We start from the raw sequence: 17,265 nt of genomic DNA on the forward strand, positions 1-17,265 counted from the left end.
TATGTCCGACGTGCCTGCCGATATTACGTCAAAAACCGCAAGCGCTACGATAACGGCTCGTGCCGGAAATCTCACGCTCATTCCGCTGATTGGGCTTGTTTTAGGCTCGATGATCGGCGGGGGCGTGTTCAACCTTCCCAGCGATATGTCTCGGGGTGCCTCACCGGTTGCGATCATCTTGGGGTGGCTAATCACGGGCATTGGCATGTTAATGCTTGCTTTCGTCTATCAAGGCCTATCCGTTCGAAAACCGGGTCTAGATGCCGGGCCCTATGCTTATGCCAAAGCCGGCTTCGGCGATTTTATAGGATTCAATAGCGCCTGGGGGTATTGGGTCAGCGCGTTTCTGGGAAATGTTGCCTATGCCGTGGCCATTTTTTCCGCGCTATCGTACTTCGCGCCCGTCTTTGGCGACGGCAACAACATCGTCTCGATAGTCGGTGCATCGATAGCGCTATGGGCCGTGCACTTTCTTGTTTTGAGAGGTGTCAAACAGGCCGCATTCTTCAATCTCATCACCACTATTGCGAAACTGATTCCTCTCACTGTTTTCATTCTAGTGGTTCTTGTTGCTTTCAACTTCGATGTGTTTCTTGCCGCCTTTGACAATATTGGTTGGCAGACGGGTGAGAGCGTCGGTCGTGGAAACCTTATCGAGCAGGTGAAAAGCACCATGCTGGTGACGCTGTGGGTGTTCATCGGCATCGAGGGCGCGAGCGTTTATTCAGGTCGAGCCGCCAATCGCGAAGACGTCGGCCGGGCGACGGTTATCGGTTTCATGGGCGCACTGGTCATCTATATTCTGGTCTCGCTGCTTTCCATAGGCATCATGAACCAAGCTGATCTTGCCGCGCAGAAAGTTCCTTCGATGGCAGGTGTGCTCGCGCACGTCGTCGGGCCTTGGGGCGCAGGGTTGATCAACCTTGGCCTGGTCATCTCCGTTGGCGGCGCCTTTTTGAGCTGGACGCTTCTTTGCGCGGAAATTCCGTACACCTGCGGCAAGGACGGCACCTTTCCAAAATGGTTCGCCACCGAGAACAGCAAGGGGGCACCTGCTCACTCGCTGTGGGTCACGAACATCGCGATACAACTGTTCCTGCTGATGACCTATCTGGCGCAGGACGCATATAATTTCTTCTATTTCATCGCTTCCGTCGCGATCCTCCCGCCCTATGTTTTTTCTGGCGCATATGCATTGAAACTGGCCCTCAGCGGTGAAAGTTATGTGGGACAGGCAAAACAACGCCGCCGCGACATCGTCGTTGGTGCGTTGGCGACGCTCTACGGGCTCTGGCTTGTCTATGCAGCCGGCCTCGAGTTCCTGTTAATGGCGATGTTGCTATTTGCCCCAGGCCTTTTCGTTTACGCCGTCGCCTGCCGTCAGCAGGGGAAAAGACCCTTTACAGGCGTTGACCTTGTCCTGGCGCTGGCGATCGTGATCCTCGCGATTTTGGCGCTTTACCTGATTTTGACCGGAGCAATCAGCCCGTTTTGATTGATTGGGAGGCCGGTCGACCGTGGTCTCAAAACACGCTCAAGCACTCGCATTGCCCCAAACCCTCAAGGGAGAGCATGAAATGTCATTCAATCTCAGAAACCGCTCGCTGCTTACGGCTCAGGATTACACTCAGCGGGAGTTCCAGTATCTGCTTGATCTTGCGAGAGACCTGAAACGCGCAAAATATGCGGGCACAGAACAGGAACATCTGAAGGGTCGCGAAGTGGTGCTGATCTTTGAAAAGACAAGCACCCGCACACGGTGCGCCTTCGAGGTTGCCTGCCATGACCAGGGAGCCCACGTGACCTATCTGGATCCGGCGGGTTCGCAGATCGGTCACAAGGAATCTTTCAAGGATACGGCGCGTGTTCTTGGCAGGATGTTCGACGCGATTGAATATCGTGGCGCCTCGCAATTCGGTGTTGAGCAGCTTGCAAAATATGCCGGCGTCCCCGTCTATAATGGGCTGACCGATGACTATCATCCGACGCAGATGCTTGCGGATTTGATGACCATGCGTGAGCACTCGGACCGGCCCGTTCACGATATAAAATACGCCTATGTCGGGGACACACGCTCCAACATGGGGCACTCCCTCATGATAGCGGGCTGTCTTATGGGCATGGATGTGCGAATTGCCGGGCCAAAAGAACTGTGGCCATCCGATGAGTTCACCTCGATCGCACGCGAGCTCCAGAGCGGATATGGCGCCAAGCTGATGATTACCGATGATGTCGAGGCTGCGGTCAATAACGTCGATTTTGTCCACACCGATGTCTGGGTCTCCATGGGTGAACCGAAAGATGTCTGGGCGCAGAGGATCAAGCTTCTCAAGCCCTACCAGGTGAATCGCGACCTCATGCAGGCAACGGGAAACCCGCGCGTGAAATTCATGCACTGCCTGCCCGCGTTTCATGACGCAGAAACGACGGTTGGCAGGGAAATCGCGGAACGCTTCGACATTCATGATGGTCTTGAGGTGACGGATGAGGTTTTCGAGAGTGAGATAAATGTGGCTTTCGAACAGGCGGAAAACCGTCTCCATACGATCAAGGCGCTGCTCGTCGCGACAATAGGAGAGTGACGGCGATGCTGATCGTCACGGCCTTGGGCGGAAACGCCCTCTTGCGACGCGGGCAACCGCTTTCGGCAAAAAACCAACGTGAGAATGTTGCCATCGCCGCGCGCTCGCTCGCACCCGTCGCGATGGCGCATAAACTCGTGATCGGTCACGGAAACGGACCGCAGGTTGGTCTGCTTGCGCTTCAGAGCGCCGCTTACGGTGAGGTTGAACCTTACCCATTTGACGTGCTTGGCGCGCAGACTGAAGGCATGATCGGGTACATGATCGAGCAGGAGCTCGGCAATCTTCTGCCGTTTCATCGACCGATCGCGACCCTGCTCACCATGGTCGAGGTTGACGGTGCTGACCCTGCTTTTGCCAATCCAACCAAATTCATAGGGCCGGTCCTGACCAAAGCCGAGGCCGACCTTATCAGAGCTGAGAAGGGTTGGACCTTCAAGATGGATGGCCAGTCCTATCGCCGCGTCGTTGCCTCCCCAAAGCCAAGGCGGATTTTCGAACTCAGGCCCATCCGGTGGCTGCTCGATCAGAACACCGTTGTGATTGCCGCAGGCGGTGGCGGCATACCGACCATGTACACGGGCGAGGATAAGAAAATGCTTGTCGGCGTTGAATGTGTGATCGACAAGGATCTGGCTGCGGAGCTGATGGCCCGGGAACTCGAAGCAGACTTCCTCGCAATTCTTACCGATGTGGATTCCGTTTATGTGGGTTGGGGAACGCCGCATCAACGCGCCATCAGAACGGCCTCTCCTGATGCGCTCGAGGAGATTCAATTTCCGGCCGGGTCCATGGGCCCGAAAGTTGAGGCGGCGTGCCGTTTCGTTCGCGCGACCGGAAATCGCGCCTGTATCGGATCGCTCAAAGATCTTGCAGCCATGATCGAAGGCACGGCGGGCACGACGGTTACCGAGGAGGTCGCTGGCATAACGTATGCGCCGGCGCGGCAGGGAGAAAAATCATGAGAAAGTTTGGCGTCAGTTCGGAAGCCGGTATCTTGCGGACAGTAATGGTGTGTCGACCGGGCCTGGCCCATAAGCGCCTAACCCCCGGCAATTGCCGCGAGTTGCTGTTCGATGATGTGCTCTGGGTGCAGGAGGCGCAGAAGGAACATTTCAATTTCTGCAACAAGATGCGGGATGTCGGGGTGGAGGTGCTTGAATTGCATGATCTGCTTGCAACGACGCTCCAGGATAAACAGGCGCGAGATTGGGTTCTGGACAGGAGGGTTACGGTCAACCACGTCGGTCCGGGAATGTTGGCCGAGGTGCGGCAATGGCTTGACGAGATGCCGGCGCAAAAGCTTGCCGAGCATCTGATCGGCGGCATCGCCCGCTTCGAGCTACCCTTCGATACCCACGCCATGTTCGGCCATTATGTCGAGGCTCAGGGTTTCATCATACCGCCTTTGCCCAATACGATTTTCACCCGGGACAATTCCTGCTGGATTTACGGTGGCGTGAGCCTCAATCCCATGTATTTCCAGGCGCGACGTCCCGAAACGCTGCTGACAGCCGCAGTCTACCGCTTCCATCCGGAATTCGCCGACGGCGATTTCAAGATCTGGTGGGGTGATCCGGACCAGGACTTCGGTCCCTCCACACTGGAGGGCGGTGACGTCATGCCGGTCGGCAACGGGACTGTTTTTGTTGGTATGGGGGAGCGAAGCACGCCGCAGGCGGTCGGCCAGCTTGCCGCTGCCCTGTTCAAGGAAGAGGTGGCAACGCGCGTCGTCGCATGTCAGATGCCTCGCGCCCGGGCAACGATGCATCTCGATACTGTCTTTACCCTTTGTGACCGAGAGATCGCCAATATCTTCCTCGAAGTCTGCAGCCAGATAAGATGCTACAGCCTGAGGCCGGGAGACAGGAAAGGCGGGATTGATTACACCGTCGAAAACCAGCCGTTCCTGACTGAAGACGGAACCGGTGTCGCCGCCGAAGCCATGGGTTTCCAGCGCCTCAACGTGATTACCACCGGTGGCGATTATTACGAGCAGGAGCGCGAGCAATGGGATGACGGCAACAATGTTGTCGCCCTCTCGCCCGGTGTCGTTATTGGCTATGAGCGGAATTCTTTCACGAATACGAAGCTGCGCAAGGCGGGTGTCGAGGTGATTACCGTTGAGGGTGATGAACTCGGTCGAGGACGGGGTGGCGGACATTGCATGACCTGCCCGATCTTGCGCGACCCACTCTGAAGCTGCGAGCAATTTCGCAATCGCTCCGTGGGTTAACATCCCGAAGGCCAGTCGCGCGCGATCGCGGCAGGCGGAGGCTATAACAGTACAACAGCAATCGCCCTTGGAAAGGAAAAGACAATGAGTATTCGCAATCTGATCCCCTGGCATCGCCCGAACCGGACTTACGTCCCTGTTGCGTCGTCGTTAGAAAGCCCGCGGGATACGCTTCAGGCGCTCCATAACGAAGTTGATCGGATGTTCGACGAAGTCTTCCACTGGAACGGTCCTGGATCGCGATGGCTTGAAGGCAGCCCGGAAATCTGGCCAAGGATTGACGTTGCGGATGATGAGAAAGAAGTGCGCGTCGTTGCAGACCTGCCCGGCATGGATCAGGGCGACATTGATCTTTCCATCGATAATGGCATCCTCACGATAAAAGGGGAAAAGCGGTCCGAAGTCGAAGACAAGGACGCCGGCGTTTCCGAGCGCTTTTTTGGTCGGTTCGAACGGCAGATCCCGATTGGCTACGAATTGAAAGAGGACGCAATCGATGCTCATTTTGACAACGGCGTGCTTAAAATCGTCTTGCCGAAGATGGAGAACGCCGTGACACAGACAAAGCGGATCAGCATACGGACTTGACGGCGTAGAAAGACTACCGCCCTGCTGCTCGCAATACTTTGAGGGCGTGGCATCGGGTGCAGGGGTCGGTGGCTTCGCGTTCGCAATCATCATCACTGAGATCGCAATCGCTTATCCAGCCACACGTAACGACGGCGAGCTTGGATTAGGCGGGATCTCTCATCACCTTGGACAGGGTCTATGTACATCTCAGCGAATTCGGCGACCACGATGTTCCGGCAAAAAGAAACCCTCAGGCGGAGAGGGTTCGAGTGGTGCCGACCTCACAGGGCTGCGAGGAGGGATGGGCGGAGGGGAAAGGTCCGTCCGCTCATTCAATGCCAGCAGGGGGGAACGGTTCCACGACGGTCCGGAATATTCGCAGGGATCTGCATTCTCACGCTGTTTTTGATCCCCTGTCAGCAGATCGTGAGGACAGGCTGCGCCATCCTCCATGGTCCCTGTTTTTTCGCTTGCGAGTGACGTTTTTCACATCCGCAGGCCGAGCCTTTGCGTCTGGCCAAGGATGAGGGTCTGCCTTTCGACCAGTGCAGCGCGATGCGCCCGCTCCACCAGTCCGGCCACCTGTTTGATCCGTTCGACGGAGACATGCGCGTCTGCCGTAATTCGGAGCCTGTCCAGATGCTCGTTGCGCAGGTTTGCCGTTCCGAACCGTGTTTGCAGGGCGTTGTCGATATCTTGCGCTTCCTCCAGCGCCTTGCGGCCTTCTGCAGAGTTCATCATCTGCTTCACGTAACCTGGCTTTTCGCTATATGGCAGGGCGTCGAGGTGCGCGAGGATTTCCTGGCTGCGCACTGTGAGGGCGGGGACCTCGACGACATCGCATCTCTCACGCTTCCATGTTTCGGAGTTGCGTTCGCGCTCCAACTGCCGTTCCCATGTTCTGGCGGCCGTCTGGGCCAGCGATGCGACCGACCGGGCGTAGTGCAGCGCCTCTTTCCTCTCCCTGTTGTCACCGAGGATGCCGGACTTGCCGCGTAACGCTCCGAACTGGTCGGGACGCTCGCGGATCGCCCTTGCCAGAATGGCGGGATCCGTACCGGGATCGACAACATGCTGCTTTATCGCGTCACAGGCTGCGCGGGCATCGTGATAGACAAGGTTTGCAACGCCTCGTAGTTCCTCCATGCCGCGCTCCAGTTCCGGCCGGGCATTCTTGCGGGCGATCTCCTCGATCGTCCTGTCGTAGCTGACGACGGCGGGGATAAGCGGTGGAGGGACGACGGGCGCCTCCTGTTGATGGTGCAGTTTGCCCGATACCATCCCGCCAGCCTCCATGCGTTGTCGCTGTCCCTCCATCGTCTGTCGCGGAGCAGATTGTCTCATCGCCCGCTGCTGGCGGATATCTTCGTCCCGGGGTTCGTTCAGCCCGCGCCGTTCGGCAAAGGTATCGGTATAGTCGAGCGTGGTTTCCTTGAGCCCGGAGCGGCCGAGGCTGGCGGTGAGGGCGCTGATATCCCTGAACTCGTCACGAGCGGCATAAAGCATTGCCTGATGACGATGACGGGTCATGGCGACATAGGTGAGATGCCGGTCCATGGTGGCGGACGCCATGACGAAGGACCGGTCGACGGTGGCGCCTTGCGCCTTGTGAATGGTGGTGGCGTAACCGTGATCGAGGGAATGGTAATGTTTCGGGGGGATAGTGAGCCTGCGGCCGGTTTCCTGTCCGCCTGAACTGCCGTCGAGCCGCAAATGTATTGCGTCCGGTTCGACGGCCTCCACCGTCCCCAGCATGCCGTTCTTTACCCCGAGGTCGCGGTCGTTCTGCAGCAGGACGATACGGTCACCGGCGGCAAAGGCACGGGCGCCGTTGACGGTCCGATAGACGATCTCTCCACCCGTCCGCCCCACCTCGTCCTCGGGGACAGATGTCGCGTCCCGTGTGACGGACTGGCTGCTGCCTTTTGCAAGAATACCCTCGGCCTGAAGGCCTTCGCGGATGGCGTCGTTGATGGCGCGGACATCGACACGGCGATGGGCCAGGGCGATGCGGGACCGGTGCGGATTGTCGCGCCGGTCAGCGAGATAATCGCGCACGAGATCGGCAAATGCCTGTTGTCGATCGTCGGCAAAGCGGATGGCGCTCTGTTCATGATATCGTGCCAGTGCTTCAGAGGTGCGGCGGGTGGCAAGGGCGATCGAGGCCTGTCGTTGCCAGTCGTGTTGCTGGCGACGGATTTCGGTCAGTTCGATGGCGCCGGTCCGCTCGGCAATGGCACGAAAGGGCGAGCCCGCACCGATCGCCTGCAGCTGCTCGTGATCGCCGACCAGCACCAGCTTGGCGCCGCGTGCCTCGACCTCTTTCACGAAACGGCAAAGCTGCCGGCTGCCGATCATGCCGGCCTCGTCGATGACGAGAATGTCCTTCCGGCCGAGCATCGATCTGCCATTCTCCCAGCCAAGCTCCCACGACGCCAGCGTGCGCGAGGCAATGCCCGAGGACGCGGATAATCCCTCCGCCGCCTTGCCGGCAAGGGCAGCACCGTGGACACGATAACCGTCGGCTTCCCATGCCCGCCGTGCGGCCGTCAGCATGGTCGACTTGCCGGCACCGGCAAAGCCGGTCACGGCTGCAATCTGTTCGGGTCCGGTGACATGCAGGACGGCGCGTATCTGCTCGTCACTGAGGCCTTGTCCGGACAATTCCCTGTCCTGCCTTGCCATGGCGTCTGTGACCGTCGCCGCTCTCACAGCATGAGCCGATCGCTCCGCCATCCTGATCGCGCTCTGTGCCATCAGCTGTTCGAGTTCGATCGTTTCCCGTGTGGAATAGCGGGCCGGCCGGTGTTTCTGTTCCTGCTGCAAAAGGACGAGTTGCGGTGATGCCATGACGGCTGCAAGGGCATTGTGGAAGGCAGCCGTATCGGTGATGTAGCGGCCGATCGTTCTGGCGATATCGTGACGGGTAAAGACGCTCTGTCCCGATGTGATGAGGGCAAGCACCTGTTCGGGACGACGGCGGATGAGTTCGGCGTTCCGCCGTGCCGCGTCGTCGTCGATGCGGCTGCGGGAGACATCGACACCACGCTGCTTCATCTGCGCGGCATGCACGCCCATATGGCCAGTCGGCTCTATGGCAAGACCGCGCGACAGATGCGAACGGTGATCGACACGGCGGTCGAGACCGGCATGCAGGAGATGACGGTTGACGAGACGGGCAAAGGCCTCGCGGATCTGTTTGACCTGCATCTGTGTGGTCGGCAGGCTCCGGTCGAGCAGCCATCTGTTCTCGCGCTCGATCAAGGTCTTTTCTCCAAGGCCGTCAGCCGCGATCGCCCGGGTGGTCATGACGACATGGGCGTGGATGTTGCGCTCGTCGCTCTTGCCCTGCGGCACGTGAATGGCGAAGTCGACGGCAGCGCCGAAACGATTGGAAAGATCGGTGGCAAAGGCCCGTGTCAGCGCCAGCCGTCCGGCATCGGACAGTTCATATGGAAGGGCGATCTCGAACTCGCGGGCGACACGGGCATCGCAGCGGCGTTCGGCAAATTCTGCCGCGTTCCAGAGCAGGGCACGATCCCGCGCCCAGGGGGCATCGAGACCATCGGGCAGGACGATTTCCGCATGAACGACGCCCTTCTTTGCGGTGAAGTCGTGCGTAATGCATTCACGTTCATTGAGGATCCTGCTGGCGGTGCGATAGGCGATGGCGGCGACCGCACTTTTGCCGGCATTGCGGCCAATCGGTTTTACACTGAAGTGATAGATCGCCATGCCGTCTCCAGATAAAATGCGCCGGCAAAAGAACCCTGCGCTGGAGCCGGGGCTCGGTCGCCAACTTCGGCGCAGATCCCTCCCGCAAGGAGGCGGTTTTGCTTGCAACGAGGGTGCAACTCGTAAGTGCGCCCTTATCGAATTCAGTCTAGCGGGACGGTGACGGCTGGCTATCTGCAGATCTGCACCGGGACGTGCCGCGAATTGATCTTCGCTACCCTGTCTCGAAGGCAAGAGAGCGTTGGACAGCGTGATGCATGCGGGCAGGTTTGGAAGGGTGAAGGCAAGAGCGGGAGCCAGGCCGGGGCACACAAACTCCGTCAGTATCAGGGGCTGTGAAAGCCCAAGGCTAGCAATGCCGATCGTCGCCACAATAGTACAGGCAGAGCAAACCGCCGGCAGGGAAACAGATGTCTCCGACGATGCCTCAAGGCAATGCAGGTGACGATGGAAGAGGCTATGGCTGCCGGCAATGAAGAGGATGGCTGGTCGCCTTGGGCAAAGGTCGGTCTCTGGCGTGCCTCATGAGCCGGGCCTTGATCCGCGCCACTTCGGTTTTGCACGACCAGGCGGTTTCGTTGAGGCTTGCCCGGTCGTCAACCTCAGGCGCTGTGGCGGGGGCGGTCATCTGGTGAGCGTGAGGCAGGCGAAGAAGAATGGCAGCGCCGCGTACGAAGAAACCCGTGATGGCGCGTAAACCGGTTGCCCTTCGGATCGAGGCACTGGAGGCATGCAAGCGTTCGCTGCAAGGCCTGGGGCTCAGGAACAACGGCTTAATGTGCGACGCAAGATGCTGCCGGGCACGTGGGTGATCAGCGAACTTCGGAAAGCAATCGCGGAACCGGACGCGCAGGTTCTGCGGGATCTCTTGGGGCGTCACCTGTCAGAGATGGCGCTACGTGACGATCGAATACTGCTTGAGGAGTTGCTCAACGGGAGAACCACGGATGAGACTGGTTGAGCGTTGCAAGCGGCAGAAGGAACGTGTCAGGCCGGGTCCGGTCCTGAGCTGACCAGACCAGACCAGACCTGACCTGACCTGACCTGCATGATAAGTCATCGTCCATGACGAAAAAGCCCGGCACGATGGCCGGGCTTTTGCTGTTGCTGTCCGTTGGATCAGAACTTCACGCCGAGGCCGACGCGGATTGCATGCTGGTCGACATCCGCATTGATAGCAGAGCCACCGAAGCTGAAATCCTTGTCGCCGAAGTCGGTGTAACGGTACTCGACGCGTCCGAATACCATGTCGGTAAATGCATAGTCGAGACCAACGCCGACGGTGTAGCCGTTGAAGGTTTCCTTCACGTCGGCAATGCCCGGAACTTCCGCGTAGCCGCGAGCATAGGCCCAGCCTGCGGTACCGTATACCAGGGCACGGTCAAATGCGTAGCCGACGCGGCCACGAACCGAACCCTGCCAGTCAAACCCGTAGTCAAAGCCCGTGCCGAGAATGGTGGCGGAATCATCGCCCCAGTTCTTTTCGAAGTCAGCCTCAAGGCCAACGACCCAGCTGTTGCCAAGGTCATAGTTGAAGCCGACGAAACCGCCGGCGAGAGCGCCGTCGAAGTCTGCGGACGTTTCGCCGGGAAAGCCGACGATCGAAGCGTCATTGTTGTTCCAACCGTAACCAGCCTGCACACCGGCGGTAAATCCAGTCCAGCTGAACAGCGGCGCAACCTCTGCTGCCGGGGCTGCAGGAACTTCTGATACGGCATCGGCCGCCATTGCAGTCGATGCCGCGAGCACGAATGCGATAGTCGATACGATTTTCTTCATAGTCTCTGAACTCCCTTACATGAGAGATCATTCATATGCCTTTTGCCTCAAAAATGATGTAACCTTTGTGCAACGGCTGCGATCCGTGCAGCGGTCTGCATAAATTCGAGGCTGCCCGGGCGCGGTGGGAAGTCGCTTGCGCTCGCGCGCGTCAGGGTAATTTTACGGACCTTTCCCGGCCGCCGATGTCTTTGCAAAGCGAGGGCTCTCAGCCAAGCTGACGTTCGATTGCGGGCTTGTCGATGACCGACCAGACCCTGCGGATTTTCATGTGCTCAAATTCGTAGAACACATGCTCGCAGAACTGAAGCCTCCTGCCATTGACCGCAAGGCTCATGAAGGTGGATTTGGGCGTGCAATCGAACGAAAGCCGGGCGGCAACCCGTGTCGCGTCGCTGACAAGGATCTCTGCCTCGAACCGCAGGTCGGGAATGTCGGTAAAGTCGTTCACCAGCATGTCGCGATAGCCCGACAGCCCGAAGGGCCGGCCATTGTGTTCGACATTGTCGGCGACGAAGGTGCCGAGTTCATCGAAAGCCTGTCGGTTGAGGCAGTCGAGGTAAGCCAGATAGATGTCCTGAAGTGTCGGCATGTGTTTCTCCGTATCGATCGAGGGTTAAGCGTGTTTCGGCGCCGGGGTCGAAGTCAGCAGTTTGCGCGAAGCTCGCGGTCCGTTACGACAGCGAACTGTGCCTCGTCACTGATCAGGCGCAGCTATGGACGGGGAAACGGTAACGAGTTCGCAACTGCTGTCATGCAGTCGCCAGAAGCCGTCCTGGGGAACGGGAAGTGCGAGCATCTCCCGCTTTGAAAGTCCGAGAAACACGCCGCGAAGGATCCGCCCGAACAGACCATGGGAAATGACAATTGTCGGATGCCGGATATCCGAGATCCATGATGTCGCGCGCTTGCAGGCGTCATCGAAACTTTCGCCGTCTGGCGCCCTGAAATACCAGTCGAACGCGTTTGACCCGTTAAGATGGCCGGGAAATTCGTTGTCGATCTCAAATCGCGTCATCCCGTCCCAGGAGCCGGTCGTAACCTCAACCAGTCGGTCATCTTCTATATACGGGAGCGGCACCTTGGCCTGTACGCGGTCCGCGGTCTGGCGCACGCGCCCAAGCGGACTGATCTGCATCTGGAACAACTGGTCATCGTTGCAGAGCGTGTCGCGGAGCAGGTGAGCTACATGATCCGCCTGCTCGATGCCACGCTGCGTGAGCGGTGAATCCAGTTGCCCTTGAAACCGGCCAAGAGAGTTCCAGACGGTTTCGCCGTGACGAAGGAGGTAGATGGTCGGTAGAGCCACGCTTGTTTCATCCTGCACGTTCGTTATCGATTGCTTTCATTCAAAGCATCGATACGGAAACGTCCCGATTGCAGCGCATTGATGACCGACTGCAAAGTCTGATCCTTGTCCATGCCTGATACTTGTAGGACGTGGTGCTCAAAGGCGCCGAGATCGGCAAACTGCGAGTGGAGATCGGCCACGACATTGGGGTCGCTCAGGCTGTCGCCACCCCGGGCCACACAGCGTTCGATTGCCTCTGCCGGTGTTGTGCGCAGAACGATGTAATGTAGTGGCCGGGCAAGTGCCGTGAAGGCCGGAAGCCAGTCTGGTCGCACGACGCCGTCAAGGATGACGAAGTAGCCTTCTTTGGCGTAACGACCGGCAACGTCGGCGGCAATTTGCATGATCATGCGGTTCTGCTGATGGGATTGCGGTAGCCATGGATCGATGCGGACATGCTTGATATATCCCCATAGGTCATCGCTGTGGAAATGCACTTTTGGCACACCAGGCAAATGCGCGAGCGCTTCGGCGACGGTCGATTTGCCGGAGCCGGGATGGCCGGAGAGAAGGAGTATGTGGCCGGAATGGTTGTCATGAATGGTCATGGCACAATCGTTCATGCTGCCGGATCGATCGTCAACCGCCTGCTGCCGATCTCGCTGTTCGCGTGATAAAGAGCTGCGCTCGAAAGTCTGATATTGCGCAATTTTGGGAAAGGATCAGGTGCGATTTCGATCTTTAGCGACGATGCTCGCTGGGTACCGTAACTCGCTGTTATAGGTGTAGGCGATTTACGACAACGGAATGTAATCGTCTTTGTTGACGAGAACACCAAACGTGGCGTCGTTGTCGACGAACTTCACGCCGGCTTGCTCTAAAACAAAGCGTATATTCTCGATCGTTGATTGCTTGAGGTCCTCACCTTTTTCTAGGCGGACTAGGGTGTTTGTCGATATTCCGGCATGTTCCGCAAGTTCGACAATTCCCCATCCTAAAGCGGCACGCGCCATCCTCACTTGAACAGAAAACATGAAAATCGCCATAATTTAGCGAAAAATATTGCTTCGCTATCAATTCCAGTTACTATCAGATGTCTGCGTTATGCGGGCGGCGGAGTCAGGCGTCCTACCGCCTCACTCGACCTGACCACAATCTAGCTAGCTGGAGCTTGGATCATGGCTGATTCTGAGAATAGCAGAACTTTACCTAAAATTTCGTGCGCAAATGCATTCCCCAATGAGACGTTTGTCGACAACCTGCCAAGCGTGATCAACCGGCGCAATCTTTTGCCGCTGGCGGCACGGATCCTGCCGATGCTGCTTAACGATCTTCCCTCGCGCACCATTGCCGCACCGGTGCATGCCAAGGAGCTGTGGCCGGACTGGTACACATGTATCGGCAGCGCCTTGCCGCCTAACGCGAATGCCAGGAACTCGAGGCGCGACTGCTGGAAGAAACCGGTGGTCGTCCTTCCGTCGTGATAACCGTCGACGATGGCGGGACGTCGGTCGGTACCGTATCCTCTTTCGAGGAGATCAGGGAACTGGCGCCGCGGATTGGCGCCGATGCGGCAGAGAGCGCACGTCTGGAGTTGCTGAGGCTGAGACGGAGATGGAATGCGGCCGACCGTCGTATCGGCTCCAGCGCAAGCCTTGCGAAGGCGCAGGATCTTGCCCGGTTCGAGGGCATTGCCGGGCGCGTCCTGATTTCGCTGCAGCCCTATTACATCCACGATATCGCCGCCAAGCTTCATTGCATGCTGGTGATGTACGATCCGAAGCTTCGCAAGGAAGAGACCCCCTGGCCGGAACTGCGACGCATGCTGCGTGAACTGATCCAGCCTTACTGGTCTGTGATTGAGCCGCAGTCGCGTATCCGCCTGCTGCGGCCGAAGACGCGCGAAACACCGTTTCAGGAGGAAAGGGGCAGGATCGCCGTGTAAGCGGCGTGAAGGGCTCGGTAGGGCGCGGCAACGGTCTTTGGTGAACAGGTTCGTCGCCAGGTCTTCGCCGCCCTGTGACGGCGAGACAGAAGCACGCCCTGCCTATGCGGCAAGGCCCGTTACCAGATAAGCCGACAGCAGAAGCAGGGTGATTATTGTGAAGAATATCAGTCCTGCCGCCAGTTCATCGAACCGGCCGTCGCGTTCATTGCGGTCCCAGTCGTAAGCCAAAGCCAACCTCCATCGTTGCTGTGAGAGAAGGGTGGTCCCGTATGGTTAATGAAGTACTAATCTGCGCAGTGGGAAAGTTGTCGGTATGATTTGGCATTTGGCCTTCCGAAGAAGGCGTCGACCGTCAACCGGCAGGTCTGACGATGCTGATGTCGGTTTTGCTGTCGAGGACGATATGCAGGTCGCGGATCATGCCGGCCGCGAGCAGCAGAGCGTTTCGGATCTCTCCATCGCTATGCCATCCCCGTTCGATAGAAAGGGCAACGGTGTGGATGTCGAGGAGACTGTCACGACCGGGGCCGGGTGGAATTCCGATTGTTTCGCGCATGTTGCGGATTGTTGTGACGGCCCGTTCGAGCATTCGCCGCTTCTGATAGTCATCGAGATGGTCGAGCTTGTTGGCGTCGCGGACGAGTTCGGCAATGAAACTGTTGGTCACGGTCATTGTATGAGGTTGCCGGATCGGCTAACGGGCGTCAATGGAAGCCCGGCAGCGCGGCCTTTGGACTGCGGTTTTGGGGCGTTACTGTGATGCCGGTGCATCAGGGCGGTACGCGCGGTGAACAATATTATTCCGCGACATTGTGATACAATATTTATAAATATCATAGGTTTATGTTATATTTCTAATGTATAAAATTAATCCTATTGTGGGTGCCGGTGTAGTAATTTATCTGGCAATGTTGATGAAACAATAGCCTCCTTGTACGAGGAAAAGACATTTGCTCCTGCTGGTGAGATCCTAGATAAATTCCCGATCGGGATGATTTGGTGCGATCGAGTGAGGACTTACCGATCGGGAAGTGATGCCTGGTTTTTTTGAAAACTTCCGATACGGTTAGTCAAGAGATGGAGGTTGACGATGTTCAGGTCCGCACGCGATTTCGGCGCCGCTATCAGGGAGAAACGCAAATCTCTTGGCTGGACGCAAACCGGGCTTGCTGCCCGTTCCGGAACGGGTGAACGCTTCATCGTCGAGCTTGAATCGGGCAAGCCGAGTTGCCAGCTCGAAAAAGCCCTGATCGTCGCGCGCACCGTCGGCATTGAGATCGGCGATCTCAATACGGTCCAGGCTGTGCCAGCCGCGCCGGACGATGACCTTGGCTTTTTGCCGATGTTTGGTGCTGATCGATGACAACGATCTACTACGAGACCGTGCCTGTCGCCCATCTGACTTTTGATGGCGAATGGACGTTGGACTATGATCCGGGCTGGGAAGCACGCCGCACGCCCTTTTCCGGTGTCGCTCACCATGCCGCTGCGCTGGGGCCGTAGGTGCTGCCAAGCTGCTACCCTGGCTTGCCAATCTGCTTCCGGAAACACATTTTGCCGAGATCGGACAGCGCCTCAAGGTTTCTCCGCAGGACATTGTCGGTCTGCTTGGTCATATCGGACGTGACACGGCGGGGCGCTGTTTATCGGCGAACCGCGGAAAGCGGGTGTCAACCTCCAGCCCGTGCCGGATGAGCAGGCGCTGGAGCGTATTCTCGATGAACTTCCTGCCAAACCTTTTCTGGTCGGAGAGCGCGGTGTCGATGCTTGTGCAACAGAAAGGGAATGGCCACAGAGACTGCTTTTTATTGAGGGCTTGAGAGATGTAGTCTCTTTCCCCATGAAGGCAGGTGGTATTTCGTGTTCCCCACTGCTGCGCAAAAAGGGATGAGAATCGTGAAGAATGCTATCAGGTTAGCCGTCTTTTTTGCTTTGGCTGTATCATCGCCTTCAAGCCAGGCGAAGGCGCCGAAATTCTCGACTCGTTTGATTATATCCGTTGATGAGCCGCTGAATAAAGAAGGTGGGGCGGTAATCATATCTGGTCGTCAGGTGCCTGATGATGAATGGCGCGCCCTAGCTGCGGATTCGGCACCTGGGGAGGCAAGCGAAAAGGCGTTCCATATAAGCGTGTCGTCGCCTGCCTCTATCGTGGATTTTGTTTACCCTGAGAGCGGAACCTACAGTTTTAAGTTTCAATCTCCTCCTGGCAGCAACGCACCGCCCCTTAAAACTCGGGAGGTTTTAACTGGCAGCGCTGAGGTAGCCGATCCGGAAACCAAAGAGCGGGTGAGTTGGCCCTCGATGAGCGTCATTTATGTTGAAGGTGCCACCTATAATGAGGGATGGGCGCGGATATTCGCTTCCACTTTCGATCTGGCTTTCAATAGCGAGGATAAAGCTGCCGTTTCCATCGAGCGTTTCCCTGCGGGCCGTGTTTCATCGTTATCCCGGAGCGCGATCGAAACCTTTGTGAGGGATTCCAAATGAGCCAGTTGCTCCCGGTGACGCTGTCATTTCGTCTCAATAGGAGAGATATTGGTCTGGGTGGTACTGGCCTCCAGGGCGATTGAAGAGGATTCTCGTGATTTCAGAGTTCATTGGGAAAGATTGCACGCTCGACCATCTGGCCATCCGAAACAGGAATTTTGCGGCGAGGATTTATCCCGAATTTCCAAGTGGGGAGGAAGTCGCCCTTGTCGCCGCGCGTATCGGTAGTGACGAAATTGATTTCGCTGCTTACGAGTTCGGTCAGCCTGCGTGCCAATTTTCACCGCAACCGGTCGGGTCGGTGCTTGATGCGCTATTTGAAAATTCGCCCTATAACCTTCTGATCCATTTTTCAGGTCATGATCTCTGGATCTGGGCGCCGGAGGATCACGAATACCTCGTTGTCTTTGGTGATAGCAATTCGGTCCAGGCGATAGAACGAAGTGACATATTCTCATACAGCTTTGCTGAATATCTGGGCAGTGGATTGTTGTCGCAAGCGACAGTCACACATCTTCGCGGCGTAGCATCGAACTATACGATCGGGTAATTGCGGGCGAGCCCGCTGAGGGCGGCTCATGGATGCGCTGGAAGGGTCCGGGAATATGTTCGCTGGCCGGCACAAGGGTAACCA

General features: G+C 57.6%; 20 protein-coding genes. 12 read left to right on the forward strand and 8 right to left on the reverse strand.

Annotated features, from left to right (window positions below):
* The first annotated feature begins 1 nt into the window (after window position 1).
* The 5 genes from arcD (at window position 2) to FS804_RS20870 (ending at window position 5,406) form a co-directional block, all read left to right on the forward strand.
* Window positions 2-1,495 (forward strand): arginine-ornithine antiporter, encoded by a 1,494-nt coding sequence (gene arcD / locus FS804_RS20850; RefSeq protein WP_144578764.1) that lies wholly within the window; start codon window positions 2-4, stop codon window positions 1,493-1,495.
* A gap of 82 nt (window positions 1,496-1,577) precedes the next feature.
* Window positions 1,578-2,582, forward strand: coding sequence for an ornithine carbamoyltransferase (locus FS804_RS20855; RefSeq protein WP_144578765.1), 1,005 nt, complete (start codon window positions 1,578-1,580; stop codon window positions 2,580-2,582).
* A 5-nt stretch (window positions 2,583-2,587) separates the two neighbouring features.
* Complete coding sequence (gene arcC, locus FS804_RS20860; RefSeq protein WP_144578766.1) at window positions 2,588-3,547, forward strand: carbamate kinase; 960 nt, start codon at window positions 2,588-2,590, stop codon at window positions 3,545-3,547.
* Window positions 3,544-4,782 (forward strand): arginine deiminase, encoded by a 1,239-nt coding sequence (locus FS804_RS20865; RefSeq protein ID WP_144578767.1) that lies wholly within the window; start codon window positions 3,544-3,546, stop codon window positions 4,780-4,782. The genes arcC and FS804_RS20865 overlap by 4 nt, the downstream gene beginning before the upstream one ends.
* Before the next feature lie 120 nt (window positions 4,783-4,902).
* Window positions 4,903-5,406, forward strand: coding sequence for an Hsp20/alpha crystallin family protein (locus tag FS804_RS20870; protein WP_144578768.1), 504 nt, complete (start codon window positions 4,903-4,905; stop codon window positions 5,404-5,406).
* Window positions 5,407-5,874: 468 nt separating this feature from the next.
* Here the strand turns inward: FS804_RS20870 and traA are convergent, their stop codons facing one another.
* The 6 genes from traA to FS804_RS20900 all read right to left on the reverse strand — a co-directional run bounded on the left by traA (window position 5,875) and on the right by FS804_RS20900 (window position 13,227).
* Window positions 5,875-9,123 (reverse strand): Ti-type conjugative transfer relaxase TraA, encoded by a 3,249-nt coding sequence (gene traA, locus FS804_RS20875; protein WP_144578769.1) that lies wholly within the window; start codon window positions 9,121-9,123, stop codon window positions 5,875-5,877.
* 1,119 nt (window positions 9,124-10,242) lie between these two features.
* Window positions 10,243-10,902 carry an outer membrane protein gene (locus FS804_RS20880; RefSeq protein ID WP_144578770.1) on the reverse strand — a complete coding sequence of 220 codons (660 nt, stop codon included), beginning with the start codon at window positions 10,900-10,902 and terminating at the stop codon, window positions 10,243-10,245.
* Window positions 10,903-11,110: 208 nt separating this feature from the next.
* Window positions 11,111-11,494 carry an ester cyclase gene (locus tag FS804_RS20885; protein ID WP_144578771.1) on the reverse strand — a complete coding sequence of 128 codons (384 nt, stop codon included), beginning with the start codon at window positions 11,492-11,494 and terminating at the stop codon, window positions 11,111-11,113.
* Window positions 11,495-11,599: 105 nt separating this feature from the next.
* Window positions 11,600-12,211, reverse strand: a complete 612-nt coding sequence (locus FS804_RS20890; RefSeq protein ID WP_144578772.1) for a histidine phosphatase family protein — start codon at window positions 12,209-12,211, stop codon at window positions 11,600-11,602.
* A gap of 23 nt (window positions 12,212-12,234) precedes the next feature.
* On the reverse strand, window positions 12,235-12,801 hold the full coding sequence (locus tag FS804_RS20895) for an AAA family ATPase (RefSeq protein ID WP_144578773.1): 567 nt from the start codon (window positions 12,799-12,801) through the stop codon (window positions 12,235-12,237).
* 186 nt (window positions 12,802-12,987) lie between these two features.
* Entirely contained in the window at window positions 12,988-13,227 is a 240-nt protein-coding gene (locus FS804_RS20900; RefSeq protein ID WP_186376940.1) for a helix-turn-helix domain-containing protein, read from the reverse strand.
* A gap of 144 nt (window positions 13,228-13,371) precedes the next feature.
* On the opposite strand from FS804_RS20900, the gene FS804_RS20905 reads away from it, so the two are divergent.
* Both FS804_RS20905 and FS804_RS20910 read left to right on the forward strand, forming a co-directional pair.
* Window positions 13,372-13,677, forward strand: a complete 306-nt coding sequence (locus tag FS804_RS20905) for a hypothetical protein (RefSeq protein WP_144578774.1) — start codon at window positions 13,372-13,374, stop codon at window positions 13,675-13,677.
* On the forward strand, window positions 13,674-14,138 hold the full coding sequence (locus FS804_RS20910; RefSeq protein WP_144578775.1) for a hypothetical protein: 465 nt from the start codon (window positions 13,674-13,676) through the stop codon (window positions 14,136-14,138). Before FS804_RS20905 ends, FS804_RS20910 begins: the two co-directional genes overlap by 4 nt.
* A gap of 102 nt (window positions 14,139-14,240) precedes the next feature.
* Here the strand turns inward: FS804_RS20910 and FS804_RS25405 are convergent, their stop codons facing one another.
* The gene (locus FS804_RS25405; RefSeq protein WP_022562570.1) at window positions 14,241-14,369 is read right to left on the reverse strand and encodes a hypothetical protein; all 129 of its coding nucleotides are present in this window, start codon (window positions 14,367-14,369) and stop codon (window positions 14,241-14,243) included.
* Between the two features lie 124 nt (window positions 14,370-14,493).
* Window positions 14,494-14,814 (reverse strand): hypothetical protein, encoded by a 321-nt coding sequence (locus FS804_RS20915; protein WP_144578776.1) that lies wholly within the window; start codon window positions 14,812-14,814, stop codon window positions 14,494-14,496.
* Window positions 14,815-15,231: 417 nt separating this feature from the next.
* Between FS804_RS20915 and FS804_RS20920 the strand changes: the two genes are divergently transcribed.
* The 5 genes from FS804_RS20920 to FS804_RS20935 all read left to right on the forward strand — a co-directional run bounded on the left by FS804_RS20920 (window position 15,232) and on the right by FS804_RS20935 (window position 17,181).
* Window positions 15,232-15,504: a helix-turn-helix domain-containing protein gene (locus tag FS804_RS20920; protein ID WP_144578777.1), complete on the forward strand. Its 273-nt coding sequence runs from the start codon at window positions 15,232-15,234 to the stop codon at window positions 15,502-15,504.
* Window positions 15,501-15,644, forward strand: a complete 144-nt coding sequence (locus FS804_RS25230; protein ID WP_246665915.1) for a hypothetical protein — start codon at window positions 15,501-15,503, stop codon at window positions 15,642-15,644. The genes FS804_RS20920 and FS804_RS25230 overlap by 4 nt, the downstream gene beginning before the upstream one ends.
* A 59-nt stretch (window positions 15,645-15,703) precedes the next feature.
* On the forward strand, window positions 15,704-15,961 hold the full coding sequence (locus tag FS804_RS25235; RefSeq protein WP_246665917.1) for a hypothetical protein: 258 nt from the start codon (window positions 15,704-15,706) through the stop codon (window positions 15,959-15,961).
* Between the two features lie 67 nt (window positions 15,962-16,028).
* A complete protein-coding gene (locus tag FS804_RS20930; protein ID WP_246665918.1) occupies window positions 16,029-16,631 on the forward strand; it encodes a hypothetical protein in 603 nt (200 codons plus the stop codon).
* Between the two features lie 94 nt (window positions 16,632-16,725).
* Window positions 16,726-17,181, forward strand: coding sequence for a hypothetical protein (locus FS804_RS20935; RefSeq protein WP_246665916.1), 456 nt, complete (start codon window positions 16,726-16,728; stop codon window positions 17,179-17,181).
* Window positions 17,182-17,265 lie beyond the last annotated feature (84 nt).

Source organism: Agrobacterium sp. DE0009 (genome assembly GCF_007680755.1).
GTDB classification, from domain to species: Bacteria; Pseudomonadota; Alphaproteobacteria; order Rhizobiales; family Rhizobiaceae; genus Agrobacterium; species Agrobacterium tumefaciens_B.